Raw genomic sequence first — 26,862 nt, 5'->3', positions numbered from 1 at the left:
TGAACCTCATGATCTTCGGCCTTTTCCGCCGGAACAAGGGCGACGAGACGATCCGCAGCCTTTACGGCGCCATCGTGGCGCAATCCCGCAATCCCGCCTTCTTCCGCGACCATGGCGTGGCCGACACGGTCGAGGGGCGATTTGAAATGGTGGTGTTGCATATTTTCCTCGTGCTGCACCGGCTGAAGGAGGAGGCCCCCGAACGCCGCGAGCTGGGCCAGGCCCTGTTCAACCTGATGTTCTTCGATCTCGACCGGGGCCTGCGCGAGCTCGGCGTCGCCGACACCAAGGTGCCCAAGCGCATCAAGAAGATGGGCGAGGCGTTCTATGGCCGGGTCAAGGCCTATGACGACGCGCTGGCGAGCGGCGAGCCGAAACAGCTGGAACTGGCGATCGCCCGCAATATCCTGGGCCAGCCGGCCGCCGAGGCCTCGGCGCTGGCGGCCTATGTCCGCGCCGCCGCCGCCGATCTCTCGGCCTTGCCATTTGAACATCTGGCCGGTGGCCGGATATCCTTCCCGCTGGTTCGCCACGGAGGCCAGTCATGACATCCGATCAATCCGCTGGACACATGCCGCGCTGGCCGGTGCGGATCCACGACGTGCCGGCGGGCGGGCGCCATTACAAGCGCGACCGGCTGGAGCCGGCCGACAGCGCGGCGCTCGCCGCGGCGATCGGCGTCAACGCCATCACCGCCTTCCTGCTCGACGTCGACGTCACGCCTTATCGCGGCGACGGACTGGCGGCGTCAGGCCGGGTCAAGGCGACTGTCGTGCAGACCTGCGTGGTCAGCCTCGAGCCGGTCGAAAACGTCATCGAGGAAGAGGTCGACGCCACGTTCCGGCCGGTCGACAAGCTGAAGCCGCATCTCGTCCATGACGAAGAGGACGGGCTGGCGATCGATGCCTCGGTCGCCGCCGACGACCCGCTGGTCGGCGGCGAGATCGACCTTGCGGCGCTCGCCGTCGAATTCCTGGCGCTGGTGGTCGATCCCTATCCGCGCCGGCCGGATGCGGCCTTCGAGGCGCCGGCGGCGGGCGAGGGCGCCTCGCCCTTCGCCGGGCTGGTCAAGCTGAAGCGCGAACCCTGATGCGCGCTATCAAACTTTCGCCGCAGCGCGCCTGCCTCTTGTGCCGCCGGAGCCAGACGCTATTGTCCCGGCTCCTCGGGCCGATCGGCTCCGGGCAACGCAATTGGCACCGCGCGCGGTGGTCGAACGGGATGGCGAATGTCTGAGAAGGTCAGGCTGGCCCTTGATGCCATGGGGGGCGATTTCGGTCCCTCGGTCATCATTCCGGGCGCCGAGATCGCCTTGTCGCGCCATCGCGACCTGGAATTCGTGCTGGTCGGCGACGAGCGGCAGATCCTGCCGCTTCTGGCCGCCAATCCGCGCGTCAAGGCGCATGCGCAGATCGTCCATACCGACATCGCCATTCGCATGGACGACAAGCCGTCCAAGGCCTTGCGCTATGGCCGCCGGGTCTCGTCGATGTGGAAGGTGCTGGACGAGGTCAAGTTCGGGCGGGCGGCGGCGGCCGTCTCCGCCGGCAATACCGGCGCCTTGATGGCGATGGCGGCGTTCAACCTGAAGACGATGAACGGCGTCGAGCGGCCGGCACTCGCCGCGCTCTGGCCGACGCTGCGCGGCGAATCCATTGCGCTCGACATGGGCGCCTCGATCGGCGCGGATGCGCCGGCGCTGGCCATCATGGCGGTCATGGGCGCCGCCATGGCGCAGGTGGTGTTCGATCTCGAGCGGCCGACGGTCGGCCTGCTCAATATCGGCGTCGAGGAGGTCAAGGGCCTCGAATTCATCCGCGAGGCCGGCCAGATCCTGCGCGACGCCAACCTGGCCGGGCTGGACTACAAGGGCTTCGTCGAAAGCGACGATATCGGCAAGGGTGTCGTCGACGTGGTGGTGACCGAAGGCTTCACCGGCAATATCGCGCTGAAGACCGCCGAGGGCACGGCCAGGCAGATCGGCGAATATCTGCGCGGCGCCATGTCGCGCACCTGGCGCTCGCGCCTCGGTTACCTGCTCGCCCGCACCGCCTTTGCCACGCTGCGCGAAAAGATGGATCCGCGAAAAAGCAATGGCGCGGTTTTCCTCGGCCTCAATGGCGTCGTGATCAAGAGTCATGGTGGCACCGATCCGCTTGGCTTTGCGAGCGCCGTCGATATCGCCTACGACATGGCGCGCTACGACCTCCAATCCAAGATTCGTACGATGGTTGACGCCTATCATGCCTTGCGGGCCGAGCCCGCGCCCGTTTCTCTCGAGGCTGCATCGTGACACTGCGTTCGGTAGTCCTCGGCGTCGGCAGCTATCTGCCGGAACGTATCCTGACCAATGCCGAATTGTCGCAAACCGTCGACACCTCGGACGAATGGATCGTGCAGCGCACCGGCATTCGCGAGCGCCATATCGCGGCTGACGGCGAAACCACGTCGGATCTCGGCCTGAAGGCGGCCGAGGCAGCACTTGCCCATGCCGGCATCACCGCGGCCGACATCGACCTGATCCTGCTGGCGACCTCGACGCCCGACCGCACCTTTCCGGCCAGCGCGACCGCGATCCAGGCCCGGCTCGGCATGACCCATGGCGCCGCCTTCGACCTGCAGGCGGTCTGTTCGGGTTTTGTCTTCGCGGTTGCCACCGCCGACAAGTTCCTGCGTTCGGGCAGCCACAAGCGGGCGCTGGTGATCGGGGCTGAAACCTTTTCACGCATTCTCGACTGGCAGGACCGCGGCACCTGCGTGCTGTTCGGCGACGGCGCCGGCGCGATCGTGCTGGAAGCCCAGGAACAGCCGGCCGGGATTACCGGGCGCGGCGTGCTGACCACGCACCTGCGCTCCGACGGGCGGCATACGCCGAAGCTTTATGTCGACGGCGGGCCGTCGCTGACCGGCACGGTCGGGCATCTGCGCATGGAGGGCCGCGAGGTCTTCAAACATGCGGTCGGCATGATCACCGACGTGATGAACGACGCCTATGCCGCGACCGGCACGACCTCGGCCGATCTCGACTGGTTCGTGCCGCATCAGGCCAATAAGCGGATCATCGATTCCTCGGCCGAGAAGCTGAAGATCGCGCCGGAGAAGGTGGTGATGACCGTCGACCGGCACGGCAACACCTCGGCCGCCTCGATCCCGCTGGCGCTCGACGTCGCGGTCAAGGACGGGCGCATCCGCAAGGGCCACCTGGTCATGCTGGAAGCCATGGGTGGCGGCTTCACCTGGGGCTCGGCGCTGATCCGCTGGTGAGCTGAAACGGCCGGTCGCGACCCAAGGTGGTTGACCGGGGCCTCTTGAGGCCATAGTGATAATGAAATCAGGGTGATAAGCGCGGCCGTCGGTTCCTGGGACCGGCTGTTCCGTTGTTGTTCCGGGGCTTGCATTGGGGGTCGACATGACGGGCAAAACCGTCACGCGCGCGGATTTGTGCGAGGCTGTCTATCAAAAGGTGGGGCTGTCGCGGACCGAATCGGCGCAGCTCGTCGAACTGGTCCTGAAAGAGATCACCGACTGCCTCGCCGAAGGCGAGACGGTGAAGCTGTCGTCATTCGGTTCCTTCGTCGTGCGCTCCAAGGGCGAGCGTGTCGGGCGCAATCCGAAGACCGGCCAGGAAGTGCCCATCGCGCCGCGCCGGGTGATGGTGTTCAAGCCGTCGAATATCCTCAAAGCCCAGATCAACGGCCACGACACGGCCGGCCTGAAGGACTGAGCGGCGCCCGCTTCGCGAGGCCTTCGGTCGATAGAGCCTGCCAACACGTCGTTTTGGATTGTCGGGCGGTCACGAATCCGTCACCGTTTCGCCGCTGGTCCTGGCTAAGGGATCGGGGCTCCGAAACAATTGGTTCGCTCAGTGGACAAGGCACCGGACGCATATCGCACGATTAGCGAGGTCGCCGAGGATCTCGACCTGCCGCAGCATGTCCTGCGGTTCTGGGAGACACGATTTGCCCAGATCAGGCCGCTGAAGCGCGGCGGCGGGCGACGCTATTACCGGCCCGAAGACATCGATCTGTTGAAGGGGATTCGCCATCTGCTCTATGGCGAGGGCTATACCATCCGCGGCGTGCAGCGGATCATCAAGGAAAGCGGCATCAAGGCGATCCAGGCGCTGGGCCGCGGCGAGGGCGGTTCGGCCCTGCCGAAGCCCGGCGGCCCCGATGTCGTCGGCTCCGACGACCAGGCGCCGGGCGAGGCCGCGCGGTCGCCGTCGGGCCTGCGCGCCAGCCTGAAGGGCCTGATCCCGGGTTTGCGCGGCGACACGCCCCATGCCGGCGACGAGGCGCGGGCGCGCGCCGAGCCGGGTTTCGCCGAGGATGAGCGGGAGCCGGACGATTTCGTCGAGCATGACGACGTGCACGAGCCGGCCGAGCCGCCGCCCAGTCCACTCCGGCAGGCCCCGACCCAAAGACCGGGCCCGGACCTGTCGGCCGGTCAGCCCTGGGCGCCGGCGGGATCCGGACCCCGGCCCGTCGCGCCGCCGTCGCGTGGCGGGCAGCCGGCCGTTGCGCCGGTGGCGAGCCATCACACCGCGCCAACCACGCTGCTCGCCGCCGACGACATCCGCAAGCTGCAATCCGCACTCTTCGAACTGACCGAGTGCCGCAAGCGGCTGGACCAGGCCTTCGAGACGCGCTGAGGCGCCGGCCGTCGGCGGGAATGGCGGGGCTTTCGAAACGACAGGCGGTTGACGAGCCAGCCTCGGCAGCGAGCCGGTCGCCGTCGCCGAGATTCGGGCGAAGCGATGCCGCCGCGCCTGACCGGCGATATCGATTATTTCGAGATGAGGAGGAAATTGGTCGGAGTGCAGAGATTTGAACTCTGGACCCCTTGCACCCCATGCAAGTGCGCTACCGGGCTGCGCTACACTCCGACCGTGGTGGGGATTTAGGCGCTTTTGCTCTGCGCCGCAAGCGGGCGGAAGCGGATATCCAGTGGGCTGTGCCGGTTGGCCAGCGCACAACCCCATATTATCCCTGACAGAACCCAGAAATGGCGCCAATGCTCGGTGTCGATGATCTTGCCCTCGAAGGCGAGGCCGCAATAGGTCGCGAAAACGGCGATCGCCAGGGGCTGCCAGGGCGCCCGCTTGAGGCAGGCGAACAACCCGGCGAACAGCGTCATGCCAACCAGCACGTGATAGGTGATGCCGGACAGCCAGCCGCCGGCGATGAACGAATCGAGATAGACGTTGTGGACGTCCTCGGTGAAATATTTGGCGAATTGCAGGGGGCCGAGCCCGAGCGGCTTGTCCAGCGCCATTTGCCAGCCATAGACATGGCGGCCGAAGCGGCCCATCGGGCCATTGTCGTAGCTCTGGTTGAAATTGGCCCGTTCGCGCATCAGGTCGGCGACCTTGTCGATCGACAGGAGCACGGTGACGAAGGCGAGCAGCAGGACGAGGCCGATGGCGACGATCAGCACCATGCGCTGGCGGGCGGCTTTCGATTCGGCAGTGACGAACATCAGCGCCAGCATGACCGCCGCCGAAAGCCCGAAATGGACCCAGGCGCCGCGCGAGAACGACAAGAGCAGGGCCACCATCAGCACGCCGAGCAAGGCGCCGGCACGCAGCATGGCAACCGGCGTGCCACGAAAGAACACCTGGATGGCGAGCAGCATGGGGAAGATAAGAAACGGCCCGAAAACATTGGGATCGTTGAAGGTTCCCTTCGCCCTTCCATAGAGGGTGAAGAGGTCGAAGGCGCCCGGGAACAGCCGGAAATAGCCGGAAATACCGGCGAGCGCGGCGATCAGCGCCGCCACCGTCCAGCCGCGCGCCAGGGCGTCGAGCCGCGCCTGCGTCCGTTCGGTCAGGATGGCGGCGAAGAACACCATGGTCACCGCCAGGTACCAGGAGACGGCGACCCAGGGCACGACCTTGGGTTCCGACAGCACCTGGATGGCCGAGACGGTCAGGCCGAAACAGTAGAACAGCAGCACGAAGACGAGCGGCAGCAGGCCCGACTGCAGCGTGATGGCGCCGGTCGCGACGAAGGCGCCAATGGTGATCAGGGCGCCGATCTCGTAGGGCGAGGGCTCGGCGAAGACGAAGGCGCCGCCGATCATCATCAGCCACAGGAGCTGCAGGCGCAGCCGCTCGGTCGGGCCGGCCGGCGTGGTTCGGCCGCGCCCAAGCAAAGGGAGCCGCGGTCTTGCGTCCGCGGCTCCGATCGGCGTCCCGGTCAGCGAGCCGCTGGCGCTCAAAAGGCGTTCTCGCGGTGGCTCGCCAGCGACAGCGGCGTCTTGGCGAGAATATAGAGGTCGAACAGCACCGACCAGTTCTCGATATAATAGAGGTCGTGCTCGACACGCCGCTGGATCTTGTCCTGGGTGTCGGTCTCGCCGCGCCAGCCATTGACCTGGGCCCAGCCGGTAATGCCCGGCTTCACCTTGTGGCGGGCGAAATAGCCGTCGACGACATCGTCATAGAGCTGGTCGGCGGCCTTGGCATGGACCGCGTGGGGACGCGGGCCGACCAGCGACAGGTCGCCCTTGAACACCACGTTGAACAGCTGCGGCAGTTCGTCGATCGAGGTCTTGCGGATGAACCGGCCGACGCGGGTGACGCGCGGATCGCCCTTGGTGACCAGCCGCGCGGCGGTGGCGTCGCTCTGGTCGGTATACATCGAGCGGAACTTGAACACCTCGATCAGCTCGTTGTTGAAGCCGTAGCGCTTCTGCCGGAAGAACACCGGCCCCTTGGAATCGAGCTTCACGGCGATCGCGGTGGCGAGGAAGATCGGCGACAGGGCGATCAGCGCGCAGGTGCCGACGATCTTGTCGAAGATCCATTTCAGCACGACGTCCCAGTCCTGGATCGGCTTGTCGAAGACGTCGAGCACGGGCACGTTGCCGATATAGGAATAGGCGCGCGGGCGGAACCTGAGCTTGGCGGTGTGGGCGGCGAGCCGGATGTCGACCGGCAGGATCCACAGCTTGCGCAACATGTGCAGCACGCGCGCTTCCGCGGTCATCGGAATGGTCACGATGACCAGGTCGACGCGGGTGCGGCGGGCAAATTCGACGAGGTCGTCGACGGTGCCGAGCTTGGGCACATTGGCCGCGTGCGCCGGCGAGCGCGCGTCGGTCCGGTCGTCGAAGGTGCCGCAGACGGTGACGTCGCTGTCGGTCTGGGCCTGGATCGACTGGATCAGCTCTTCGGCCGCCTCACCGCCGCCGACGATCACCGCCCGGCGCTGCAGCCGGCCGGCGCGCGACCACGAGCGGACGATCTGGGCGAGGCCAATGCGGAACACGGTGAGCACGCCGAGGCCGACGAGATACCAGGCACCGAGCCAGACCCGGGACAGCTCGACGCCGGCCTTGGTGAAGAAGGCGATCGCGGTGGCGACCAGGAAGACCAGGGTCCAGGCCACCAGCAGGCGGCCGAACTGGGCGACATGGGTGCGGAAGACGTGGACGTCGTAGAGCCCGGCGGCCTGGAAGGCGAGCAGGGTCAGCATGGTCAGCCCGAGCAGGCCGACGCTGGAGGCCCATTGGATGCCGTGGGTCGGGTAGACCCAGCCGAGATAGATGACCGCGCCGAGGAACATCACGACGGTGAATTCGATGAGACGGATGATGCCGGCGAGCACGACCGGCGAATAGGCGGTGCCGACGGCCTCGTCGGCGATCTTGGAGGCGAGCTCGGAGAGCTGGCGCCTGACCCCGCTGCCGGGCTTGGCCGCCGCGCCCGGTGTTGCCGCGGCATCGGCCGTTCCAGCCTCGACCGCCTTGATGATGTCTCGTCCCGTAAAGCCCAACATGATCGGGTCTCTTGTCTGTTTGTGAGGTCCGCCGTCACCGCCGGACCCGGCGCCTGGACCTACCTTTAAGGGACAAACCTTGCTTTTCGCTTGAGCATAGGGGATTGCGCGGCAGGCGATTTTCCTACCGCATCGCACCATAAACTGATTGTTAATCGTGACTTAATAGATCTCCAACAATCCCGACCAATACCGAGAAAAAGCCCCAATTCGGGCAGGCCTCAAGTTGATTCGATCACGGACTGAAACAATAGAAACCGTTTCTGTAATAATTGATCGCTGCCTTCAAAAACTTTGATCAATCCTGTCTGAACAACTTCACACTCGGGGGATACTAACGGAGCGAACGGCGCGGCTCGACCCGTGGACGTGCTTTCAGTCAACAAACCATATCATGGAGATTCCAATGACCCTGTTCACCCTGCACTCTGACGCAGTGCACAATTCCGGCCCGACCCTGTTCGCCCGTCTGCAGGCGCGCGCCTTCAGGCTGTTCGAGACGATCGCCGAGGGCTATTACGCCCGCCGCACCGCCGCCGAGCTCCGGACTTTGAGCGATCACGCGCTGCGCGACATCGGCATCAGCCGCTCCGAGATCGACCGGGTTTCCCGCTTCGGCCGTTGATACCGGGCCTTCGGGCCCTCATCGCTCCCTCATCGCTCCGCGCCGGCTGACCGCTGGCGCGGAGCGATGCGTTTGAAGGGGCTTCAAGGGGCCGGCGAAAGGTCAGACGGCGCGCCGGCCGAGCGCCTCGTCATAGGCGGCAAGCACACCGTCGGTCATGGCCGCGATCGAAAATTCCCGGCCGATCCGCTCGCGCAGGCGCGCGGCCGAGGCTTCGGCCGCGGCCGGGTCGTCAAGGCTGGCGGCGATCGCGGCGGCCAGCGCCAGAGCATCGCCGGGCCGGATCAGCAATCCGGCATCCGGTCCGAAAATCTCGCCGATGCCGCCCACCGCGGTGGCGATCTGCGGCAGGCCGGCGGCGCCGGCTTCGAGCACGACATAGGGCAGGGATTCGGCGCGTGAGGGCACGACCATCAGCCGGCCGCGCGCGAAGGCCTCGCGGGCGGGCAGCGCACCGGGCCAGATGATGCTGCCGGTCAGGCCGAGCCGCTCGGCCTGGTCCTGGAACAGCCCGGCATCGGGCCCGGCGCCGACCAGGGTGGCGGTCAGCCGGCGGCCGTGGCGCCGGAGCTCGGCGATCGCGTCGATCAGCACGTCGACACCCTTCAGGTGGCGCAATTCGCCAATGAACAGGAGATCGGTCATGGCCGCGGCGCCGGGCGCGGCTGTCGCGTCCAGGCGCGCCACCGGTTCGAACTCGGCCGGCCCGACGCCGTTATGGACAACCTTCACCAGGCCCTTCGGCTCGCAGACCTTGGCGCGGAAGGCATCCCGGCCAAAGGCGCTTTCGAACAGGAACAGGTCGGTGCGCGCGGCCAGCAGGCGTTCGAGCGTCAGATAGACCAGCCCGACCGGCGTCCGGCGCGAATAGTGCAGGCTGCCGCCATGGGGCGTGTAGACCTTCAGCCGGTCGCCGCCGACGAGGCGGGCATAAGCGCCGCCCTTGGAGCCATGGCCATGGACCACGTCGACATTCATTGCGGCGAGCCGGCGGGCGACGTGGCGGCCGGCCGACCAGTCGGACGGGCCGAGGTCGCGGCTCATCGCCACGCGGGTGACGCCGAGCGCGAGCTCGGCGTCGAGCGCGGTGAGGATGCCGGCGGCCCGCTCGCCGCCGGTCGAGGCATCGGCGACGATGCCGACGCGGTGGCCGCGGGCCGACTGCTCGCGGGCGAGGTCGACGACATGGCGAAACAGCCCGCCGACCGGCGAGCGCATGACGTGCAGGATGGCGCGCGGCATCAGAACCAGCGTTCGCGGACGACCACGGTGTCGCCCGGCATCAGCGGATGGGTCAGCGGCACGTCGGCCCGGTAGGGCTGGCCGTTGACCTTGCGGGTGACCTCGATCTTCCAGCGATTGGCGCGCGGCGAGAAGCCGCCGGCAATGGCGACCGCATTTTGCACGGTCATGCCGCTGACATAGGGAAACTGGCCGCCGGCGAGCACTTCGCCCATGATGAAGAACGGCCGGTAGGTCTCGACTTCGACCGAGACGCTGGGGTCGCGGATATAACCGCCGCGCAGCTTGGCGGCGATGTCGGTGCCGAGGCCCTGGGTCGAGCGGCCGGCGGCCGGCAGCGCGCCGATCAGCGGCATGGAAATATTGCCCGAGGCATCGACGGCGTAAGAATTGGTCAGACCCTCCTGGCCGAACACCACGACGCGCAGCCGGTCGCCGGTGTCGAGCAGATAGGGGCCTTGCGGGGCGATGGCCTCATGCGGCACGATCGTGCCGGTGTCGCCGTTCAGCGGTCCGACGACGCCACGGGTCGTGTCGACCAGCACGCCCGGGCCGGAATTGGGCGTGCCGCCGGCGCAGCCGCCGAGCGCCAACGCGACAGCGCAGGTCGTAAGCGCGATGAGCCGACGCATTACGTTCAGTCCTTGATAACCACGGTCTTCATGAGCGCGATCATGCGGCGGCGTGGTTAAGAAAAGCCCAACGCGAAGCCGGTGCGGTTGCAGGAATTAACGCGATGGCAACCCTAATGATTTCTTATGCGGGCTCGGGAAGCAGTGGTTCAGGGTGCCGATGATGCGTGGGTTTGGCGGCCAACAAGGCCCGGATGAAGCGGGGGCGCCGCAGCGTGGCGAACTCGACCTCTCCGCGCTCGGCCAGGCGATTTGGGCCAAGCGCCTGTGGATCGCCATTCCCTCGGCGCTGGCGCTGATCGGCAGCCTCGTCGTGGTCAATATGACCACCCCGACATACCGGTCGGAAGCCCGCATCCTGGTCGAGAGCGGCGACAACGCCTATACCCGCTCGGAGGTCGACCGGGCCGGCGCCAGCGACCGCTCCGCGGTCGATCAGGAAGCCGTGCTCAGCCAGGTTCAGGTGGTGCTGTCGCGCGATATCGAGCGTAGCGTCGCAACCCAGCTCGAACTCGGCCGGCGCGCCGAGTTCGACCCGGTGCTGCGCGGCTTCAATCCGATCAAGCAGGCACTGATCCTGGCCGGCCTCGCCGAGGATCCCTTGCGCATGACGGCCGACGAGCGCGTGCTGCGCAGCTATTTCGAGAAGCTCACGGCCTATCAGGTCGACAAGTCCAGGATCATCGCGATCCAGTTCGAATCGCAGGATCCGCGCCTGGCGCCGGAAGCCGCCAACGCGGTCGCCGATCGTTTCCTGGAGGCCCAGCAGGCCAGCAAGCGCCAGCAGACCCGCTCGGCGTCGCAATGGCTGTCGGTGGAAATCGACGGTCTGCGCCAGAAGGTCGAAGAGGCCGAGGGCCGGGTCGAGAGCTTTCGCGCCCGCTCCAACCTGTTCGTCGGCTCCAACAATACCAGCCTGACCGCCCAGCAGCTGGCCGAGGTGAACAGCCAGATCGCCACGGCGCGGGCGCAGCAGACCGATGCCCAGACCCGCTCGCGGCTGTTGCGCGATTTCCTGCGCGCCGGCCGCCCGATCGAATCCGGTGACGTGGTCAATTCCGAGATCATTCGCCGGTTGAACGAGCAGCGTGCCTCGGTCCAGGTGGCACTCGCCGAACAATCCTCGACGCTCGGACCGCGCCACCCGCGCATTGCCGAGTTGCGGGCGCAATTGACCAGTCTCGACAGCCAGGTGCGTTCGGAGGCCGAAAAGCTGGTCCGCGTGCTGGAGAACGATGCAAGGCTCGCCGGCGCCAGGGTCGAATCGCTCGGCCAGACGCTCGACCAGGTCAAACGCCAGGCGACGCAGGCGAGCGAGCAGGAGGTGCAGCTGCGCGTGCTCGAGCGCGAGGCGAAATCGCACCGCGACCAGCTCGAAGGGCTGCTGGCCCGATACCGTGACGCGACGGCGCGCGACAGCCTGAGCGCCATGCCGGCGGATGCCAGGATCATCTCGCGTGCGACCATTTCCAATGTTCCGGCTTTCCCGAAGAAGCTGCCGACCGTCCTGATCACCACGCTCGGCACCGTGCTGCTGGCGATCGGCTGCGTCGCCACCGGCGCCCTGATGAGCGGCGGCGTGCAACGCCCGGCGCGCCAGGACGACGGCGAGACGCCGCCGGACGACAAGATGCCGGTGCTGGATGCGCCTGACATCGCGCCACATATGGCGACCGCGATCCATGAGCCGCAGCCGGATCGCCGGGCCATGTCCAGTGCCACCATGTCCAGTGCCACCATGTCCAGTGCCACCATGGCCAGTGCCACCATGGCCGGTCGGGGGGCGCCCAGCCCGGAGATCGCCATCGAGAGCGACGGCAAGGCGTTCGAGGACGATCTGGCGCAAGACCTGGCGCAAGAAGACCTGGCGCAAGAGCTGGCGGAGGATCCGGCGCCGGAGGCGCGTCCCGAGGCCGACGGCACGCCGGCCCAGAGCATTTCCGGCCTGGCCGCGCGGCTCGACGCGACCGGCCAGCCGATGCGCCGCACCCTGATCCTGGCGACCTCAGCCGGCCTTGCCGCCACCGGCGTGACGCTGGCGCTCGCCCGGCAATTCGCCGCCAACGGCCGGCGGGTGGTGATGATCGATCTCGACAGCGACAATGCCGCCTTGTCGGCGCTTGCCGGCAACGGCGCACCGGGCCTTGCCGACCTCCTGGCCGAGCGGACCTCGTTCGCCGAGATCATCCATCGCGATCCGGCCTCGCGCGCCCATCTGGTGCCGCTCGGCCGGCGCCTGCCCGGCATGCCCGCCGTCACCGACGACGAGAGGCTGTCCTTTGCGATCGGGGCGCTGACCAGGACCTATGACGTGGTGCTGATCCTGGCCGGCCGGCTGTCGACCGCGAGCCAGGGGTTCTCGCGGGTGGCCGGCTTTGCCAGCGACGCGGTGATCATCGGCGATACCAGCGCGTCGGATCCGGCGGTGGTGGCTGCCTATGCCGCGCTCGATGACGCCGGGTTGAAGCCGGTGACGGTGATGCTGGCGGTGGCGGAGGCGGCGGTCGCCGCCGCCTGACCGGCGGTGGCGCTCAGGCCGCGGCCTGGCCGCGGGCGCGGCGCAGCGACTGGACCAGCGGCCATAGCCGGTCCGACTGCTTGATCGCGCGTTTCAGCCGCATCGCCGCGCCATAGGCTGCGGCGGCCGCCTGGCCGCGCCAGGTGACCGGGACGAACTGGTCGAACAGGGCATCGACGCCGTCGCACAGGCTCGACTTGTAGCGGGCCTTGCCGGCGCCGAGATCGAACACGGCGAGGCCGCGCTCGCAGCAATGGCGGATCAGGTGGTTGAGCAGGATCTCGCCCGGGCTCTCGCGGGTCATCGGTCCCGATGTCATCGCATTGAACATGCCGCAGAAGCGGCCACCCGAGACGGTGCCGCCAAAGATCGCCACGGGCTGGCCGGCAACGGTGAGGGCGTAGAGCTCGATGACCGGCTGGCCGGCGGCGAGCCCGCGGGTGGCGGCGGCAAGGATGAATTCGCGGGCGCAAGGCTTGGCAAAGGCGTTGGGAATGCCCAGTTCGCGGCAGCGCGCGGCCTTCTGCGCGAGGAAGATGTCGGTGAAGGCTTCGACCTCGGCACGGCTGGCGGCCTGGCGGAAGGCGACCTCGCCATGGGCGCCGAGCGCCTTTTCCTTCTTGCGCAGCTTGCGGCGCGCCGGGCCCGACATGGCGGCGCCGAGGATGGCTTCCGGATCGGGGCCGAGCCGCAGGTGATAACCCGAGGACGGCGACGGCTGGCTCGTGATCAGCCGGAGCGGATTGTCCATGCCGGCCCAGCTGACCGGTTGGCCGACGAGGCGGTAGAGATCGATCCGGCGCGGCGCGTTGCGGGCGATCTCGGCCAGCATGGCGCGCATCATGGCCGGATCGCAGGCGGCGGCGAAGGCCGGGCGCCAGAGGCCGAGGCTGAAATTGCAGTGCTTGCCGCCGATGAAGCTCGCGACCGACAGCCCGCGCTCCTCGGCGATCGCCAGCGGCAGGAGAGCCTGCGGACGGCCTTCGGCATCGGCGATGATGGCCAGGCACGGCGTGGCGCCGCGGCCGAGCGTCGAGAAGAAGCACGCCGCCCAGTCATAGCGCTGGAACGCGCTGAAAACGGCATCGGCTTCGAGATCGCGCCAGACGGCTTCGGCCTCGGCGAAGCCTGCGGCAATGCGCAGGCTGAAACGCTGCGCATCTGCCAAGGCGTCGCCGTGATGGCCATCAGGCGCCGTGTCGATGGTCAGGGTCATCTGCTTGTCCGGAGCACGGCCTCATGGCTAGCAAAGAAGTCTCAACAATCTGTTGTGTTGCTTGGTTTCGAGGGGCCGGCGACCGTTGGCCGGGGCGCCCGGCGCCGGTCAGTCAGCCAAGGCCGGTCAGCCAGATTGGCCCAGCCAAGTCTGCTCAACCAAGTCCGGCGCCGCCTTCGCGGGTCTCGCGCAGATAGTGGCTCGGCGGGGTTCCCAGCATGCGCTTGAACATGGTCGTGAAGGCCGCGACGCTTTCGTAGCCGAGATCGAGGGCGACGCTGGTCACCGCTTCGCCGGCGGCAAGGCGGGGCAGGGCCGCGAACAGGCAAGCCTGCTGGCGCCAGGCCGACAGGCTCAAGCCGGTTTCGCGGCGGAAGGCGCGGGTGAAGGCGCGCCGGCTCATGGCGAGCTGGTCCGCCCATTCATCGATGCGGGCATGGGGCGAGGGGTGTTCGAGAAAGCGCCGGCACAGCATGGCGAGCCGCGGCTCGGCCGGAAATGCGAGACCGAGCGGCCGTTCCGGCAAACGCGGAATTTCCAGCGTCATCAGCGCCATGACCAGGCCGGCGCGGCTCATCGGCTCATGCTCGAGCGGCAAGGTGACCGCCTCGACGACCAGGCTGCGCATCAGGTCGGTGACGGCAACCACCCGGATGCCCTCGGGCAGGCCGCCGATCGCGCCGGGCATGACATAGACCGAACGCATGCTGACCCGGCCGAGCATTTCGACCGCGTGCTCGATGCCGGCCGGGATCCACAAGGCATGGCCGGCCGGCACGACCCAGCGGCCGATGCCGGTCGAGACGGTGACCACGCCGGCCAGCGCGTAAAGCAGCTGGGCGCGCGAATGCCGGTGCTTGTTGACCAGGTAGCCCCTGGGATAGTCGCTGGCGAGCGCGATGGTATGGCCATCGGTGCTCTCCAGCCAGGCGCGCCGCTGACCGTCGATGTCGAGGCCGGGGCGCGGGAGCAGGTCTCGTTTGGGGCGGTCCACGGTTTGGCCCAGTCGCGAAAGAACTAGACCAGATCACGCAAGCAGGTCAGTCCGCAAGCGCTATCCTGCACTCGAAACGCCCGCGCTCCGGCCGCCGGGCCCCCTAGCGTTCGACGATGGAGCATTCCGTGACCCAATCCGCCACGACGGCCGATCCAACGGCCGCGGACAATACCGCCTTCAAGGTCATTGCCGCGCTCGGCTTCTGCCACCTGCTCAACGACATGATGCAGTCGCTGCTGACGGCCATCTATCCGATCCTGAAGACTGATTTCGGGCTGGATTTCGGCCAGATCGGCCTGCTGACGCTCACCTTCAACGTCACCGCGTCGCTGTTCCAGCCGCTGGTCGGCCTCTATACCGACAAGCGGCCGCAGCCTTATTCGCTGTCGGTCGGCATGGGCTTCACGCTGGTCGGCCTGATCCTGCTGGCGGTCGCCCATCACTATTGGCTGCTCTTGATCTCCGCCGCGCTGGTCGGGCTGGGGTCGGCGGTGTTCCACCCCGAAGCCTCGCGGGTGGCGCGCATGGCGTCCGGCGGGCGGCACGGCCTTGCCCAGTCGCTGTTCCAGGTCGGCGGCAATGTCGGTTCGGCGATCGGACCGCTGCTGGCCGCCTTCATCGTGCTGCAGAAGGGCCAGGCCAGCATCGCCTGGTTCTCGATCGCGGCGCTGGTCGCGATGCTGGTGTTGTGGCAGGTCGGCAATTGGTACAGCCGGCATCGCGTTGCCGCGGCCGGGCGGTCGGTCGCGGTGCCCGCGCTGGCGCTGTCGACCCGCAAGGTCGTGCTGGCGCTGACCGTGCTCGGTGTCCTGGTGTTCTCGAAATATGTCTATATGGCCAGCCTGACGAGCTACTACACCTTCTATCTCATCGAGAAATTCGACGTCTCGGTGCGCGACTCGCAATTGCTGCTGTTCCTGTTTCTCGGCGCGGTGGCGGTCGGCACCATTGTCGGCGGTCCGATCGGCGACCGGTTCGGCCGCAAGCTGGTGATCTGGGGATCGATCCTGGGCGCGCTGCCGTTCACGCTGGCCTTGCCTTATGCCGGCGGTCTCGCCTGGACCGCGGTGCTGACCGTGCTGATCGGCCTGATCATGGCCTCCGCCTTCTCGGCCATCATCGTGTTCGCCCAGGAACTGGTGCCCGGCAAGGTCGGGCTGATCGCCGGCCTGTTCTTCGGTTTCGCCTTCGGCATTGGCGGCATCGGCGCCGCCGTGCTGGGCGCCGTCGCCGATGTCAGGGGCATCGAATATGTCTACTGGATCTGTTCGCTCCTGCCGCTGGTGGGCCTGTTGACCGTGTTCCTGCCCGACATGGAGGCGGCGCGGGCCAAGGGGGCCCAAGTCCAGGCGGCCTGAAGGCCTCGAACAGGCAGCCTCCGCCAGCTGCAACTCATGCGCGCGAAATGTTTCTGAATGTAAGCAGTACTACCAAATCTCAATCAATGGCCGGCATGGTGGCTGGAGGAATTGCCGCGCGATCGGCGCGGCCGGCCAGAGGATTGATGCATCGCCATGAGCGGGATCCGGATGTCCGCCTACAAGGCGGGTCTCGAAACGCTGTATTTCACCGGTGCGCATCGGGTGCTGCGCCCGGTCTTCGGCGGGATCGGCGCGATTTTGATGCTGCATCACGTCCGGCCGCGGGAGCGGCAGGACTTCGCGCCCAATTCCCTGCTCGAGGTGACGCCGGAATTTCTCGAAAGCGTGGTCGAGCGGGTGAGGGCGCGCGGTTTCGACATCGTCACGCTCGACGAGCTCGGCCGCCGGCTGACCGAAGGTGATGACGGCAGGCCCTTCGTCGCCTTCACCTTCGACGACGGCTATCGCGACAACCTGGAATTCGCCTATCCGATCCTGAAGCGCCACGGGGCACCGTTTGCGATCTATCTGCCGACAGCTTTCACCGAACAGCGCGGCGAGTTGTGGTGGCTGGTGCTGGAGCAGACGATCCGCACCCAGCGGGCGGTGGTGGCGCTGATCGCCGGCAAGGTCGTGCATTTCGACTGTTCGACCGCGGCGCTCAAACGCGAGGCCTACCAGGAGATCTATTGGTGGCTGCGCTCGCTGCCAGAGACCGAGCTGCGCGCCTATGTGCGCGATCTCGCCGCCCGCCACGGCCTCGACTTCCGCGACACCTGCCGCAAGCTGTGCATGACCTGGGACGAGATCGAGACGCTGGCGGCCGATCCGCTGGTCACCTTCGGCGCCCATACGGTCAATCATTACATGCTGGCGAAATTTCCGCCCGAGACCGCGCGCAATGAAATGCAGCAGTCGAAGGCGATCATCGAGGCGCGGCTCGGCCGGCCGGTGAAACACTTTGCCTATCCGGTCGGCGACCCGACCTCGGCCGGTCCACGGGAATTCCAGCTGGCCCGCGAACTCGGCTTCGAGACCGCGGTGACCACCCGGCCCGGACTGATCTTCGCCGAACATCGCGATCACCTGACCGCGCTGCCCAGGGTTTCGCTCAACGGCCATTTCCAGTCGTTGCGCTATTTCGACGTGCTGTTGTCCGGCGCGCCGTTTGCCTTCTTCAACCGGTTTCGCAAGGTCAATGCGGCCTGAACCGAGGCAATAGCCGGGTTTGAGCCGCTAGGCGTCGGCGTGAACGCGGAACAGGCTGTCGACCAGGGCGGTTTGGGCGGCGCCTTCGTCTTTCAGGAATTCGGCCATCTCGAAGTCGTCGACGCCGCCGTGGCGGGTCGCTTGCCATTCGTGGCGCACGAACAGGCGGCCGCTGGCGCGATCAAGGATCAGTGCCCACCAATCCTCGTCGGCCGGCGACGGGCCGCGGGCGCTGCGGTAAAATTCTCGCTGGATGACGGCCATGCTCGGTCCCTCGCGTGATGTCCCAAGAGGCATAGGGGAATGGCGCGGTGATGCTACATCCCGGCCCGAAGCGGTCAATTTCAAACTGAAACCGGAGGCAAATCGGCCGCGGCTTTCATGGGCTTTGGAAAAACCGCCTGAAGGCGGTCGCGAGAAGGCCTGAATCAGATAGTTTGTGCAGGACGCAGCCGCGCCCGCGGTTCGCCCAAACCGAACGCACGATGTCAGATCAAACCGGAACAAGACCTTTCTCGCCCTTCGAATGGATGCTGTCGCTGCGCTATCTGCGCGCCCGACGGAAGGAAGGCTTCATTTCGGTGATCGCCGGCTTTTCGTTCATCGGCATCATGCTGGGGGTGGCGACCCTGATCATCGTGATGGCGGTCATGAACGGCTTCCGCAAGGAACTGCTGGGCAAGATCCTGGGCGTCCAGGGCCATATGGTGATGCAGCCGATCGACCAGCCGCTGACCGACTATGCCGAGGTCGCCGAGCGCCTGATGCGGGTGCCCGGCATCCGGCTGGCGGCGCCGATCGTCGAGGGCCAGGCGCTGGCGACCTCGCCGTTCAACGGCGGCGGCGTGATCGTGCGCGGCATGCGGGCGCAAGATCTCCGGCGCCTGCCGCTGATCTCGTCCAGCATCAAGCAGGGCGGCCTTGAGGATTTCGATACGACCGAGGGCGTGATGGTCGGCCAGAGGCTGGCCAACCAGCTCTCCCTCAGGCTCGGTGACATGCTCACCCTGGTCTCGTCCAAGGGCGCCTCGACGCCAATGGGCACGACGCCCAGGATCAAGGCCTATCCGATCGTGGCGATCTTCGAGGTCGGCATGACCGAATATGATTCGGCCTTCGTGTTCATGCCCTTCGCCGAGGCGCAGGCCTATTTCAACCGCGACGGCGACGCCACCAGCATCGAGGTCTATACCGACAATCCCGACCAGGTCGACCGCTACCGGCGGGAGGCCTCGGCGGCGGTGGAGCGGCCGACCTTCTTCGTCGACTGGCGCCAGCGCAACGCGACGTTCTTCTCGGCCCTGCAGGTGGAGCGCAACGTCATGTTCATGATCCTGACGCTGATCGTGCTGGTGGCGGCGCTGAACATCGTCTCGGGCCTGATCATGCTGGTCAAGGACAAGGGCAGCGACATCGCCATCCTGCGCACCATGGGGGCGACGCGCGGTTCGATCATGCGGGTGTTCCTGATCACCGGCGCCTCGATCGGGGTGGTCGGCACGCTCGCCGGCTTCGCGCTCGGCGTGCTGGTCTGCCTGAATATCGAGAGGATCCAGGAATTCGTCTCCTGGGTCACCGGCACGACCTTGTGGGACCCGACCGTGCGCTTCCTGACCAATATTCCGGCCGACATGTCGACCGGCGAGACTTTTTCCGTGCTGATCATGGCGCTGGTCCTGTCGTTCCTGGCCACGCTCTATCCATCGTGGCGGGCCGCCAAGCTCGATCCGGTCGAGGCGCTGCGTTATGAGTGAAACGACCGAACAAGAACCGCCGGTGCTCTGGCTGAAGGCCGTCGAGCGCAGCTACAAGCAGGGCGAAGCCGCGCTCGATATCCTCAAGGGCGCGGAATTCGCGGTCTGGCCCGGCGAAAGCGTGGCGTTGATCGCGCCCTCGGGCACCGGCAAATCGACGCTGCTGCACATTGCCGGCCTGCTCGAAGCGCCCGACGCCGGCGAGGTCTATGTCAGCGGCGTCGCGACCTCGGGCATGGCCGACAGCGATCGCACCCGCATCCGCCGCACCGAGATCGGCTTCGTCTACCAGTTCCATCACCTGCTGCCGGAGTTCACCGCGCTCGAGAACGTCATGCTGCCGCAGATGATCCGCGGGCTGACCAAGAAGGAAGCCAAGACCCGGGCCGGCGAACTGCTCGGTTATCTCGGTCTTGCCGAGCGCCTGAACCACAGGCCGGCGGAACTGTCGGGCGGCGAGCAGCAGCGTGTCGCCATCGCCCGGGCGGTGGCCAATGCGCCGCGCCTGCTGATGGCCGACGAGCCGACCGGCAATCTCGACCCGAAAACCGCCGACCATGTCTTTTCGGCCCTGACGCAGCTGGTGCGCGCCTCGCGCCTGGCGGCCGTGGTCGCCACCCACAACATGGAGCTCGCGGCGCGGATGGACCGGCGCGTCACCATTCGCGACGGCCTGGTGGTCGAGCTTTAGGCTGTCACCATCCCGCTCGTCATGGCTGGCCTTGGGCCGGCCATCCACGCATCGTCTTGACCGAGGAAGACGTGGATGGCCGGGACAAGCCAACGGCCATGACGAAGCGAAAAGCGCCGTCTCAATCGCCCGAATTCGAAGCCTTGCGGATATCCGACGGCGTTCCGCCGAAACGGCGGCGGAAACAGCGGTTGAAATAGGACAGGTCGCCGAAGCCGACATCATAGGCGATCGTGCTGATCGACCGGCCGGCGAGGCGCGGGTTGGTCAGCATGCGGCGGGCGCGCGCCAGACGTTCGGCCAGGACGAAGTTTGAGAACGAGGAGCCGTCCGCCGCGAACAGCTTGCGCACGTAGCGCTCGGAAATGCCGTGATGCGCGGCGATGGCCTCGACCGACAGGCCGGGGTCGCCCAGCCGCCTGGTGACGTCGGCTTTGACGGCATCGAGCCGGGCGGCCCGCAAGCCTCTCGCCTTGGCGGTTTCGGCGGCATCCCTGTTGGCGCCGAGCGTGAGCGCCAGGAGGTCGTGGACATGGGTCGCCACCTGTTGGCGCAGGGCAGGGCCCGACGGCATGTCCATGGCCTGGAGCATCCCGAGATAGCCGATGAGCAGGCGCTGTGCCTCGAGGTCACGTGGCAAAGTGCGCATCAGCACGCCCGAGAGGTCGCCGACCATCGGCACCAGCACGCGCGACGGCACGCGCAGGCTCAGGAAGCGCAGGTCGGAACGGTAGGTGAAGCTGCCGGCTTCCGCGCTCGTCGTCATGATCGCGTCGCCGCCGCTGATCTCGGCCTCCCGTCCGCGGTGGCGCATGACCCCGCCGCCGGACAGGGCGGCGAGCCAGATCAGGTCGTCGCTGTCGGCCAGTCCCGTCGGATGAGCGCAGCGCTGCCGCGCGGCGGTGCCGGTCGCAAAGCTCAGCTCCGGCATGGAGCGGAGCTGCACCTCGATGTCGCACGGATCGTCATCCAGCGACTCGATGTCAACCCGCAGGATGGCCCGGCCATAGACCTCGCGCAGCACGTCGATGCGCTCGGCCGGCGGGATATTGCGGGTCGAGAATCCGAAGGATGCACATTCGTCCATTCAGGGCCGTCCTGTCCGTATCGATGTTCCGCTGCGCCCAAGTCCGGCCGACCGGTCCTATTTAGGGTGCTCGCGGATCAGCGCCAAGCCGGCGGTATCGAAGCCAAGGCGCATTTCAGCCCGACGAGCCTTCGGCACGCGGGCCGTGTCGTCATTGCAACAATGGCGCCCCGATCTCCGCGATGGGCTGCCGCCAGGCGCCAGGGAGGAGGCCGGCGACGCCTCCAGGGAAGCGAGGCCGTGGTGACAGGGAGACGAGGGACCGGGGCATCCGGGCGCCGACCGCCGGCGGCACTCGCCAAGGCGTTGCTGATCGGGCTCCTCGGGGTCGGCGGGCCGCCGGACCGGGCCGGCGCGATCCAGGCCGCGCGCGCCACGGGGGTGCCGGATCGGGCCGTTCCGGCCGATCTCGTCGGCGCCTGGGCCTTCAGCGTGGCGATCGGGAACTATTGCAACCCGCTCGGCCATTGTTCTCCTGATAGCGGCGGCAGCATGTCCTTCACCATCAGAGCCGACGGGCAGGCCGAACATGCGCTGGTCGAGACGTCGCGCGTCGAGGGCTGCGGCCAGATCCGGACGCTGACGCGCAAGCGCGGCACGATCAAGGTCAATGGCCCGACGCTGGTCTTCCTGACGCGGTCGGGCACCTACACGTCGTCGAACGGTTGCCGGCCGGATCTGACCGGCACCTGGAACCTGGAGGCCCGCGACCTCGCGCCGCGCGCGCTGACCTGGCAACTGGTCGCCGACCCCGGCGCGCCCGGCCAACAGGCGCTGCGGCTGGTCGATCCGGAGAACCAGATGAGCGGCACCTACAGCCGGCGCTGAACCTGTCAATGCGATTCCGCACGATGGTCCAACACCTTGTCGTGGCGTGTGCTTTTCATACTGGTCGATCCGGAAGGGTCGAGGCGCAGGCAGCAGCCAACGCGCCGGGCTCCGGTCTCATCAGCGCGCCGACATCCTCTTGCCGCACCGGCGGAAGTTTTTGTTCACCACATGGGTTGCTTGTTTGTTCTCATGACTTGTCGTGAGAACAAATTGCGAACATGATCGCTGGGTCAACGGATGACGAAGGAGGCACTGATGGTGCGGACATTCATCGAAGACATGGCGGCGCTCGCCGCGCTCGGACTGTTCACCGGCATGGTCGCGGTCTGGGCACAGGCAATCCAGGGCCTCTGATCGGCTTGCCATTCGCCCGCTATCGACGGCCGCGATGCAAGCGGCTTGTGAAGTGCGGGGAGCTTCGCGTCAGTGGCGATTGATCGCCGCCGCGGCGCGGGGCAAAGCTGGTGGTGACCAAGACTCACTGCCAAGGGGAGGGACGACCGTGGCTCCACCACGTTTCGTACATCTGCGCGTCCACTCGTCCTTCTCGCTGCTCGAAGGCGCGCTCGGCATCGCCAAGCTCGCCAAGCTCGCCGCAGCCGACCGCATGCCGGCGCTGGCGGTGACCGACACCAACAATCTGTTCGCGGCACTCGAACTGTCCGACAAGCTGGCCGGCGCCGGTATCCAGGCGATCGCCGGACTGACGCTGGGCGTCGATTTCGCCGACCGCGAGGTCGATCCGCGCCGGCCCAATCTCGGCGGCATCAAGCCGAGGATCGCGCTGCTCGCGATGAGCGAAGAAGGGTATCGCAACCTGATGGCACTGACCTCCATGGCCTTCATGGAGAGCACCGATGTCGGCGACCCGAGCGTCGGCCTGGCGGCCTTGCAGCGCCATGCCGGCGGCCTGATCGCCCTGACCGGCGGTCCGCGCGGGCCGATCGACATGGCCTTGCGCGACAATCAGAGCGATCTCGCGCGCGCCCGGCTCGACCGGCTGACCGCCATCTATGGCGATGGGCTTTATGTCGAGCTGCAGCGCCACGGGCTCGACGAGGAGCGGGCGGTCGAACCGACGCTGATCACCGAGGCCTATGGCCGCGGCCTGCCGCTGGTCGCCACCAATCAATGTTATTTCGGCAGCGCCGCCGATTACGAGAGCCATGACGCGCTCGGCTGCATCGCCGGCGGCCGGGTGCTGGCCGATCCCGAACGCAAACACCTCACCCCGGACCACCGTTTCAAGACGCAGGCCGAGATGGTCGCGCTGTTCGCCGATCTGCCGGAGGCGATCGACAGCACGATCGAGATCGCCCGGCGCTGTCACTATCGGGCGCGCACGCGCAAGCCGATCCTGCCGCGCTTTTCGCTCGAGCCGGGTGGCGAGCCGGTCGATGAAGTGGCCGAGCTCAACCGGCAGTCGCGGGAAGGCCTGGCGCGCCGGCTCGCCGCCCATGGGCCGGCCGAGGGCCTGACCGTCAAGACCTACGAGGACCGCCTCGATTTCGAGCTCTCGATCATCGAGAAGATGCAGTTCCCGGGCTACTTCCTGATCGTGTCCGACTTCATCAAATGGGCCAAGCAGCGCGACATTCCGGTCGGGCCGGGCCGTGGTTCGGGCGCCGGCTCGCTGGTCGCCTATGCGCTGACCATTACCGATCTCGATCCGTTGCGCTTCAACCTGCTGTTCGAACGCTTCCTCAACCCGGAACGCGTGTCGATGCCGGACTTCGACATCGACTTCTGCCAGGACCGGCGCGACGAGGTGATCCGCTACGTCCAGGAGCGTTACGGCCGCAGCCAGGTCGCCCAGATCATCACCTTCGGCACCTTGCAGGCGCGCGGCGTGCTGCGCGACGTCGGCCGGGTGCTGGAAATGCCCTATGGCCAGGTCGACAAGCTGTGCAAGCTGGTGCCGCAGAACCCGACGGCGCCGATCACGCTCGACAAGGCGATCGAGGGCGAACCGAAACTGCAGGCCGCGCGCGACGAAGAGCCGGTGGTCAAGCGCCTGTTCGATATCGCGGTCAAGCTCGAAGGCCTGAACCGCCACGCCTCGACCCATGCCGCGGGCCTGGTCATCGGCGACCGGCCGCTGGTCGAACTGGTGCCGCTCTACCGAGACCCCAAGACCGACATGCCGGTCACCCAGTTCAACATGAAATGGGTCGAGCAGGCCGGCCTGGTGAAGTTCGACTTCCTCGGCCTGAAGACGCTGACCGTGCTGCAGAAGGCGATCGACCTGATCAAGCTGCGCGGCATCGCGGTCGATCTCGCCACCATCCCGCTCGACGACGCCAAGAGCTATGAAATGATGGCGCGGGGCGAGACGGTCGGCGTGTTCCAGGTGGAAAGCCAGGGCATGCGCAAGGCGCTGGTCGAGATGAAGGCCAGCCGCTTCGAGGACATCATTGCCCTGGTGGCGCTCTACCGGCCGGGCCCGATGGCCAATATCCCGGTCTATTGCGCGCGCAAGCTCGGCCAGGAAAAGGCCGAGTATCCCGACCCGCTGCTCGAGCAGGTGCTGGCCGAAACCCACGGCATCATCGTCTACCAGGAACAGGTGATGCAGGCCGCCCAGATCCTGTCGGGCTATTCGCTCGGCGAGGCGGATCTGCTCAGGCGCGCCATGGGCAAGAAGATCAAGGCCGAGATGGACAAGCAGCGCGAGCGCTTCGTCTCCGGCTGCACCGAACGCGGCATGGCCAAGGCCAAGGCCGACGAGATTTTCGACCTTCTGGCGAAATTCGCCGATTATGGCTTCAACAAGAGCCACGCGGCCGCCTATGCGCTGGTATCCTATCACACGGCCTGGTTGAAGGCGAACTATCCGGTCGAGTTCATGGCCGCTTCCATGACGCTGGAATTGTCGAACACCGACAAGCTGTCGGAATTCCGGCGCGAGACGCTCCGGCTCGGCATCACGCTCGAGCCGCCCTGCGTCAACCGCTCCGGCGTGCATTTCGACGTCGCCGAGGGGCGGGTGCTCTATGCGCTGGCCGCGGTGAAGGGGGTTGGCACGCAGGCCGTCGAGGCCATCGTCCAGGCGCGCGGCGACGAGCCGTTCCGCGACCTTGCCGATTTCGCCCAGCGCATCAACCCGAAGACGCTGAACCGCAAGACTTTGGAAAACCTCGCATCGGCCGGTGCCTTCGACGCGCTCGAGCCGAACCGGGCGCGCGCGGTGGCAGCGGTCGAGCAGGTGCTGGCCGAGGCGCAGCGCAGTTCCGAGGGCCGGCTGATCGGCCAGGACGAATTGTTCGGCGCGGGCGGGGCTTCGGCGATCCGGGTGCCCGACGTCGAACCCTGGCTGCCGGCGCGCCGGCTCGACGAGGAATACAGGGCGATCGGCTTCTTCCTGTCGGGCCATCCGCTCGACGACTATCAGGCGGCGCTGAAACGCCTGCGGATCGAACCCTTCGTCGATTTCGCGCGCAGCGTGCGCGGCGGCGCCAGCGCCGGCCGGCTCGCCGGGGTGGTGACGGCGCGCCAGGAGCGGCGCACCAAGACCGGCAACAAGATGGGCATCGTCACCTTGTCGGATGCGTCGGGCCATTACGAGGCGGTGCTGTTCTCCGAAGGACTGGCGCTCTATCGCGATCTCCTGGAGCCGGGGCAGGCGGTGCTGCTGTCGGTCGGCGCCGAGCTGCAGGGCGAAGACGTGCGCGTCCGGCTCCTCACCGTCGAACCGCTGGATGCCGCGGCCATCAAGGTCCAGAAGGGTTTTCGGGTTTTCGTCGAGGAGCCGGGCGCGATCGAGAGCATCGCCAAGCGCCTGGTCGCCAAGGGCGACGGCGAGGTCAGCCTGGTGCTGCGCCTGCCCGATGCCGCAAGCGAGGTCGAGGTGAAGCTGCCCGGCCGTTTCGCGGTCTCGCCGCAGATCGCCGGTGCCATCAAGGCGGTGGCTGGCGTCCAGGCGGTGATGGAGATGTGAGGCGAGGAGGCAAAGGCCATGGAGCTGAAACGCGGACGACTGATCGACCACGTGCATTTGCGAACGCGCGATCTGGCGGCCAGCAAGCGCTTCTACACCGCCGTGCTTGATGTTCTGGGCATTCAGGTCACCGACGGCGGCCAGCATTTCCATGCCGACGAGCTCTGGGTCGATGTCGGCGAACAATCTAGCCGCATTCACCTGGCGTTTCAGGCGGCTGATCGCGCCACCGTCGATCGGTGGTACCAGGCCGGCCTGGCGGCGGGCGGCACCGACAATGGTGGCCCGGGCGAACGGACCTACCATCCCGGCTATTATGCCGCCTTCCTCCTTGATCCCGACGGCAACAATATCGAGGCGGTCTATCACGGTCCGGCCGACCGTTCGGCCGATGCCGTGACGATCACCTGGGGCGGGCCAGCCTAGCGGCGGCCTCAGCGCGGTTCGGCGAGCGTCTTGCGCAGCGTCACGTTGAAGGCGGCGAAACCCTGGGCGGCAAAGAAGTGCTGCGCATCGAGATTGGCGGACCAGATATCGAGCGCAATCTCGTCGATGCCTTCAAAAAGCGCGCGGCCTTCGACATAGCGCATCAGGGCCGCGGCAACGCCACGACGACGCGCCGCCGCTGCGACCGCGATGTGCTGCACATAGAGGCGGGCCCGCGGCGGAGTGAGTGGCGTTTCCGGGCGCACCTGCACGTCGAACAGGACGTAGCCGACAGGGATGCCGTCGGTCTCGGCGATGCCGATGGCGCTGTGCGGTCCATCCAGCCGGGCCGCGAAGAATGTCCGCATCTCGACCGGATCGGCCGTCGGCTTGAAATCGCCTGGATAGAGCGCGGCGTGGAGACCCTGAACCACCTGATTGAGCTCGACGAGCCTGTCGAGATCAGCCTCCGTGGCGGCTCGCACGTCTACCGGCATCAAAACGCCTCCCGTCCGCAGACGCAGCCTGGATGGTCGCACTGTCGGTCAATGGCGG

The 26,862-nt window shown here is 67.0% G+C and carries 24 protein-coding genes and 1 tRNA gene; 15 read left to right on the top strand and 10 right to left on the bottom strand.

Features of this window, described 5'->3' with window-relative positions; genetic code table 11:
- Nucleotides 1-8 precede the first annotated feature (8 nt).
- From E8M01_RS34435 to E8M01_RS34410, 6 genes are all read left to right on the top strand, one after another.
- Complete coding sequence (locus tag E8M01_RS34435) at nt 9-548, top strand: ubiquinol-cytochrome C chaperone family protein (protein ID WP_136964301.1); 540 nt, start codon at nt 9-11, stop codon at nt 546-548.
- The gene (locus E8M01_RS34430) at nt 545-1,090 is read left to right on the top strand and encodes a DUF177 domain-containing protein (protein ID WP_136964300.1); all 546 of its coding nucleotides are present in this window, start codon (nt 545-547) and stop codon (nt 1,088-1,090) included. The genes E8M01_RS34435 and E8M01_RS34430 overlap by 4 nt, the downstream gene beginning before the upstream one ends.
- Nucleotides 1,091-1,228: 138 nt before the next feature.
- Complete coding sequence (gene plsX / locus E8M01_RS34425; protein ID WP_136964299.1) at nt 1,229-2,293, top strand: phosphate acyltransferase PlsX; 1,065 nt, start codon at nt 1,229-1,231, stop codon at nt 2,291-2,293.
- Nucleotides 2,287-3,264 (top strand): beta-ketoacyl-ACP synthase III, encoded by a 978-nt coding sequence (locus E8M01_RS34420; protein ID WP_136964298.1) that lies wholly within the window; start codon nt 2,287-2,289, stop codon nt 3,262-3,264. Before plsX ends, E8M01_RS34420 begins: the two co-directional genes overlap by 7 nt.
- Nucleotides 3,265-3,409: 145 nt before the next feature.
- A complete protein-coding gene (locus E8M01_RS34415; protein ID WP_136964297.1) occupies nt 3,410-3,724 on the top strand; it encodes an integration host factor subunit alpha in 315 nt (104 codons plus the stop codon).
- A 141-nt stretch (nt 3,725-3,865) separates the two neighbouring features.
- Entirely contained in the window at nt 3,866-4,651 is a 786-nt protein-coding gene (locus tag E8M01_RS34410) for a MerR family transcriptional regulator (protein WP_136964296.1), read from the top strand.
- Nucleotides 4,652-4,808: 157 nt separating this feature from the next.
- Here the strand turns inward: E8M01_RS34410 and E8M01_RS34405 are convergent.
- From E8M01_RS34405 to E8M01_RS34395, 3 genes are all read right to left on the bottom strand, one after another.
- Nucleotides 4,809-4,885, bottom strand: a tRNA-Pro gene (locus tag E8M01_RS34405).
- Nucleotides 4,886-4,899: 14 nt separating this feature from the next.
- Complete coding sequence (locus tag E8M01_RS34400; protein WP_136964295.1) at nt 4,900-6,153, bottom strand: O-antigen ligase family protein; 1,254 nt, start codon at nt 6,151-6,153, stop codon at nt 4,900-4,902.
- Between the two features lie 62 nt (nt 6,154-6,215).
- Nucleotides 6,216-7,781 carry an undecaprenyl-phosphate glucose phosphotransferase gene (locus E8M01_RS34395; RefSeq protein ID WP_136964294.1) on the bottom strand — a complete coding sequence of 522 codons (1,566 nt, stop codon included), beginning with the start codon at nt 7,779-7,781 and terminating at the stop codon, nt 6,216-6,218.
- A gap of 406 nt (nt 7,782-8,187) precedes the next feature.
- Between E8M01_RS34395 and E8M01_RS34390 the strand changes: the two genes are divergently transcribed.
- Entirely contained in the window at nt 8,188-8,406 is a 219-nt protein-coding gene (locus E8M01_RS34390; RefSeq protein WP_136964293.1) for a DUF1127 domain-containing protein, read from the top strand.
- A gap of 102 nt (nt 8,407-8,508) precedes the next feature.
- Here E8M01_RS34390 and E8M01_RS34385 read toward each other — a convergent pair whose 3' ends face one another.
- The gene (locus tag E8M01_RS34385) at nt 8,509-9,648 is read right to left on the bottom strand and encodes a glycosyltransferase (protein WP_136964292.1); all 1,140 of its coding nucleotides are present in this window, start codon (nt 9,646-9,648) and stop codon (nt 8,509-8,511) included.
- Complete coding sequence (locus tag E8M01_RS34380) at nt 9,648-10,280, bottom strand: polysaccharide biosynthesis/export family protein (protein ID WP_136964291.1); 633 nt, start codon at nt 10,278-10,280, stop codon at nt 9,648-9,650. The genes E8M01_RS34385 and E8M01_RS34380 overlap by 1 nt, the downstream gene beginning before the upstream one ends.
- 163 nt (nt 10,281-10,443) lie before the next feature.
- On the opposite strand from E8M01_RS34380, the gene E8M01_RS34375 reads away from it, so the two are divergent.
- Complete coding sequence (locus tag E8M01_RS34375) at nt 10,444-12,798, top strand: exopolysaccharide transport family protein (protein WP_170182191.1); 2,355 nt, start codon at nt 10,444-10,446, stop codon at nt 12,796-12,798.
- Nucleotides 12,799-12,811: 13 nt separating this feature from the next.
- On the opposite strand, the gene E8M01_RS34370 is transcribed toward E8M01_RS34375, so the two are convergent.
- Together E8M01_RS34370 and E8M01_RS34365 are read right to left on the bottom strand one after the other, a co-directional pair.
- Nucleotides 12,812-14,014, bottom strand: a complete 1,203-nt coding sequence (locus E8M01_RS34370; RefSeq protein WP_136964289.1) for a GNAT family N-acetyltransferase — start codon at nt 14,012-14,014, stop codon at nt 12,812-12,814.
- A 154-nt stretch (nt 14,015-14,168) separates the two neighbouring features.
- The gene (locus tag E8M01_RS34365) at nt 14,169-15,008 is read right to left on the bottom strand and encodes an AraC family transcriptional regulator (RefSeq protein ID WP_136964288.1); all 840 of its coding nucleotides are present in this window, start codon (nt 15,006-15,008) and stop codon (nt 14,169-14,171) included.
- A gap of 128 nt (nt 15,009-15,136) precedes the next feature.
- On the opposite strand from E8M01_RS34365, the gene E8M01_RS34360 reads away from it, so the two are divergent.
- Together E8M01_RS34360 and E8M01_RS34355 are read left to right on the top strand one after the other, a co-directional pair.
- Nucleotides 15,137-16,369: an MFS transporter gene (locus E8M01_RS34360; protein WP_281287829.1), complete on the top strand. Its 1,233-nt coding sequence runs from the start codon at nt 15,137-15,139 to the stop codon at nt 16,367-16,369.
- Nucleotides 16,370-16,540: 171 nt separating this feature from the next.
- Nucleotides 16,541-17,581 carry a polysaccharide deacetylase family protein gene (locus tag E8M01_RS34355; RefSeq protein ID WP_246088530.1) on the top strand — a complete coding sequence of 347 codons (1,041 nt, stop codon included), beginning with the start codon at nt 16,541-16,543 and terminating at the stop codon, nt 17,579-17,581.
- A gap of 27 nt (nt 17,582-17,608) precedes the next feature.
- On the opposite strand, the gene E8M01_RS34350 is transcribed toward E8M01_RS34355, so the two are convergent.
- Nucleotides 17,609-17,845, bottom strand: coding sequence for a hypothetical protein (locus E8M01_RS34350; protein WP_136964285.1), 237 nt, complete (start codon nt 17,843-17,845; stop codon nt 17,609-17,611).
- Between the two features lie 221 nt (nt 17,846-18,066).
- On the opposite strand from E8M01_RS34350, the gene E8M01_RS34345 reads away from it, so the two are divergent.
- Nucleotides 18,067-19,335, top strand: coding sequence for a lipoprotein-releasing ABC transporter permease subunit (locus E8M01_RS34345; protein WP_136964284.1), 1,269 nt, complete (start codon nt 18,067-18,069; stop codon nt 19,333-19,335).
- Entirely contained in the window at nt 19,328-20,026 is a 699-nt protein-coding gene (locus E8M01_RS34340; RefSeq protein WP_136964283.1) for an ABC transporter ATP-binding protein, read from the top strand. The genes E8M01_RS34345 and E8M01_RS34340 overlap by 8 nt, the downstream gene beginning before the upstream one ends.
- Nucleotides 20,027-20,147: 121 nt before the next feature.
- On the opposite strand, the gene E8M01_RS34335 is transcribed toward E8M01_RS34340, so the two are convergent.
- The gene (locus tag E8M01_RS34335; RefSeq protein WP_136964282.1) at nt 20,148-21,113 is read right to left on the bottom strand and encodes an AraC family transcriptional regulator; all 966 of its coding nucleotides are present in this window, start codon (nt 21,111-21,113) and stop codon (nt 20,148-20,150) included.
- Between the two features lie 243 nt (nt 21,114-21,356).
- Here E8M01_RS34335 and E8M01_RS34330 point away from each other — a divergent pair, with 243 nt between their 5' ends.
- The 3 genes from E8M01_RS34330 (at nt 21,357) to E8M01_RS34320 (ending at nt 26,307) form a co-directional block, all read left to right on the top strand.
- Nucleotides 21,357-21,941, top strand: a complete 585-nt coding sequence (locus tag E8M01_RS34330) for a hypothetical protein (protein ID WP_136964281.1) — start codon at nt 21,357-21,359, stop codon at nt 21,939-21,941.
- 505 nt (nt 21,942-22,446) lie between these two features.
- On the top strand, nt 22,447-25,881 hold the full coding sequence (gene dnaE, locus E8M01_RS34325; RefSeq protein ID WP_246088529.1) for a DNA polymerase III subunit alpha: 3,435 nt from the start codon (nt 22,447-22,449) through the stop codon (nt 25,879-25,881).
- An 18-nt stretch (nt 25,882-25,899) separates the two neighbouring features.
- The gene (locus E8M01_RS34320) at nt 25,900-26,307 is read left to right on the top strand and encodes a VOC family protein (protein WP_136964279.1); all 408 of its coding nucleotides are present in this window, start codon (nt 25,900-25,902) and stop codon (nt 26,305-26,307) included.
- 8 nt (nt 26,308-26,315) lie between these two features.
- Here E8M01_RS34320 and E8M01_RS34315 read toward each other — a convergent pair whose 3' ends face one another.
- A complete protein-coding gene (locus E8M01_RS34315; RefSeq protein ID WP_136964278.1) occupies nt 26,316-26,804 on the bottom strand; it encodes a GNAT family N-acetyltransferase in 489 nt (162 codons plus the stop codon).
- Nucleotides 26,805-26,862: the final 58 nt, after the last annotated feature.

Origin of the sequence: Phreatobacter stygius, assembly GCF_005144885.1 — a bacterium.
Lineage (GTDB): Bacteria > Pseudomonadota > Alphaproteobacteria > Rhizobiales > Phreatobacteraceae > Phreatobacter > Phreatobacter stygius.
Note: the sequence above shows the minus strand (reverse complement) of the source record. Positions and strands in the feature narration are given on the sequence as shown.

Coding starts and splice junctions, on each gene's coding strand:
- plsX (WP_136964299.1), top strand. CDS start 1,229: ATGTCTGAGAAGGTCAGGCTGGCCCTTGATGCCATGGGGGGCGATTTC.
- E8M01_RS34340 (WP_136964283.1), top strand. CDS start 19,328: ATGAGTGAAACGACCGAACAAGAACCGCCGGTGCTCTGGCTGAAGGCC.
- E8M01_RS34380 (WP_136964291.1), bottom strand. CDS start 10,280: ATGCGTCGGCTCATCGCGCTTACGACCTGCGCTGTCGCGTTGGCGCTC.
- E8M01_RS34345 (WP_136964284.1), top strand. CDS start 18,067: ATGTCAGATCAAACCGGAACAAGACCTTTCTCGCCCTTCGAATGGATG.
- E8M01_RS34335 (WP_136964282.1), bottom strand. CDS start 21,113: ATGGACGAATGTGCATCCTTCGGATTCTCGACCCGCAATATCCCGCCG.
- E8M01_RS34350 (WP_136964285.1), bottom strand. CDS start 17,845: ATGGCCGTCATCCAGCGAGAATTTTACCGCAGCGCCCGCGGCCCGTCG.
- E8M01_RS34390 (WP_136964293.1), top strand. CDS start 8,188: ATGACCCTGTTCACCCTGCACTCTGACGCAGTGCACAATTCCGGCCCG.
- E8M01_RS34395 (WP_136964294.1), bottom strand. CDS start 7,781: ATGTTGGGCTTTACGGGACGAGACATCATCAAGGCGGTCGAGGCTGGA.
- E8M01_RS34355 (WP_246088530.1), top strand. CDS start 16,541: ATGTCCGCCTACAAGGCGGGTCTCGAAACGCTGTATTTCACCGGTGCG.
- E8M01_RS34430 (WP_136964300.1), top strand. CDS start 545: ATGACATCCGATCAATCCGCTGGACACATGCCGCGCTGGCCGGTGCGG.
- E8M01_RS34370 (WP_136964289.1), bottom strand. CDS start 14,014: ATGACCCTGACCATCGACACGGCGCCTGATGGCCATCACGGCGACGCC.
- E8M01_RS34435 (WP_136964301.1), top strand. CDS start 9: ATGATCTTCGGCCTTTTCCGCCGGAACAAGGGCGACGAGACGATCCGC.
- E8M01_RS34415 (WP_136964297.1), top strand. CDS start 3,410: ATGACGGGCAAAACCGTCACGCGCGCGGATTTGTGCGAGGCTGTCTAT.
- E8M01_RS34320 (WP_136964279.1), top strand. CDS start 25,900: ATGGAGCTGAAACGCGGACGACTGATCGACCACGTGCATTTGCGAACG.
- E8M01_RS34375 (WP_170182191.1), top strand. CDS start 10,444: ATGCGTGGGTTTGGCGGCCAACAAGGCCCGGATGAAGCGGGGGCGCCG.
- E8M01_RS34315 (WP_136964278.1), bottom strand. CDS start 26,804: ATGCCGGTAGACGTGCGAGCCGCCACGGAGGCTGATCTCGACAGGCTC.
- E8M01_RS34385 (WP_136964292.1), bottom strand. CDS start 9,648: ATGCCGCGCGCCATCCTGCACGTCATGCGCTCGCCGGTCGGCGGGCTG.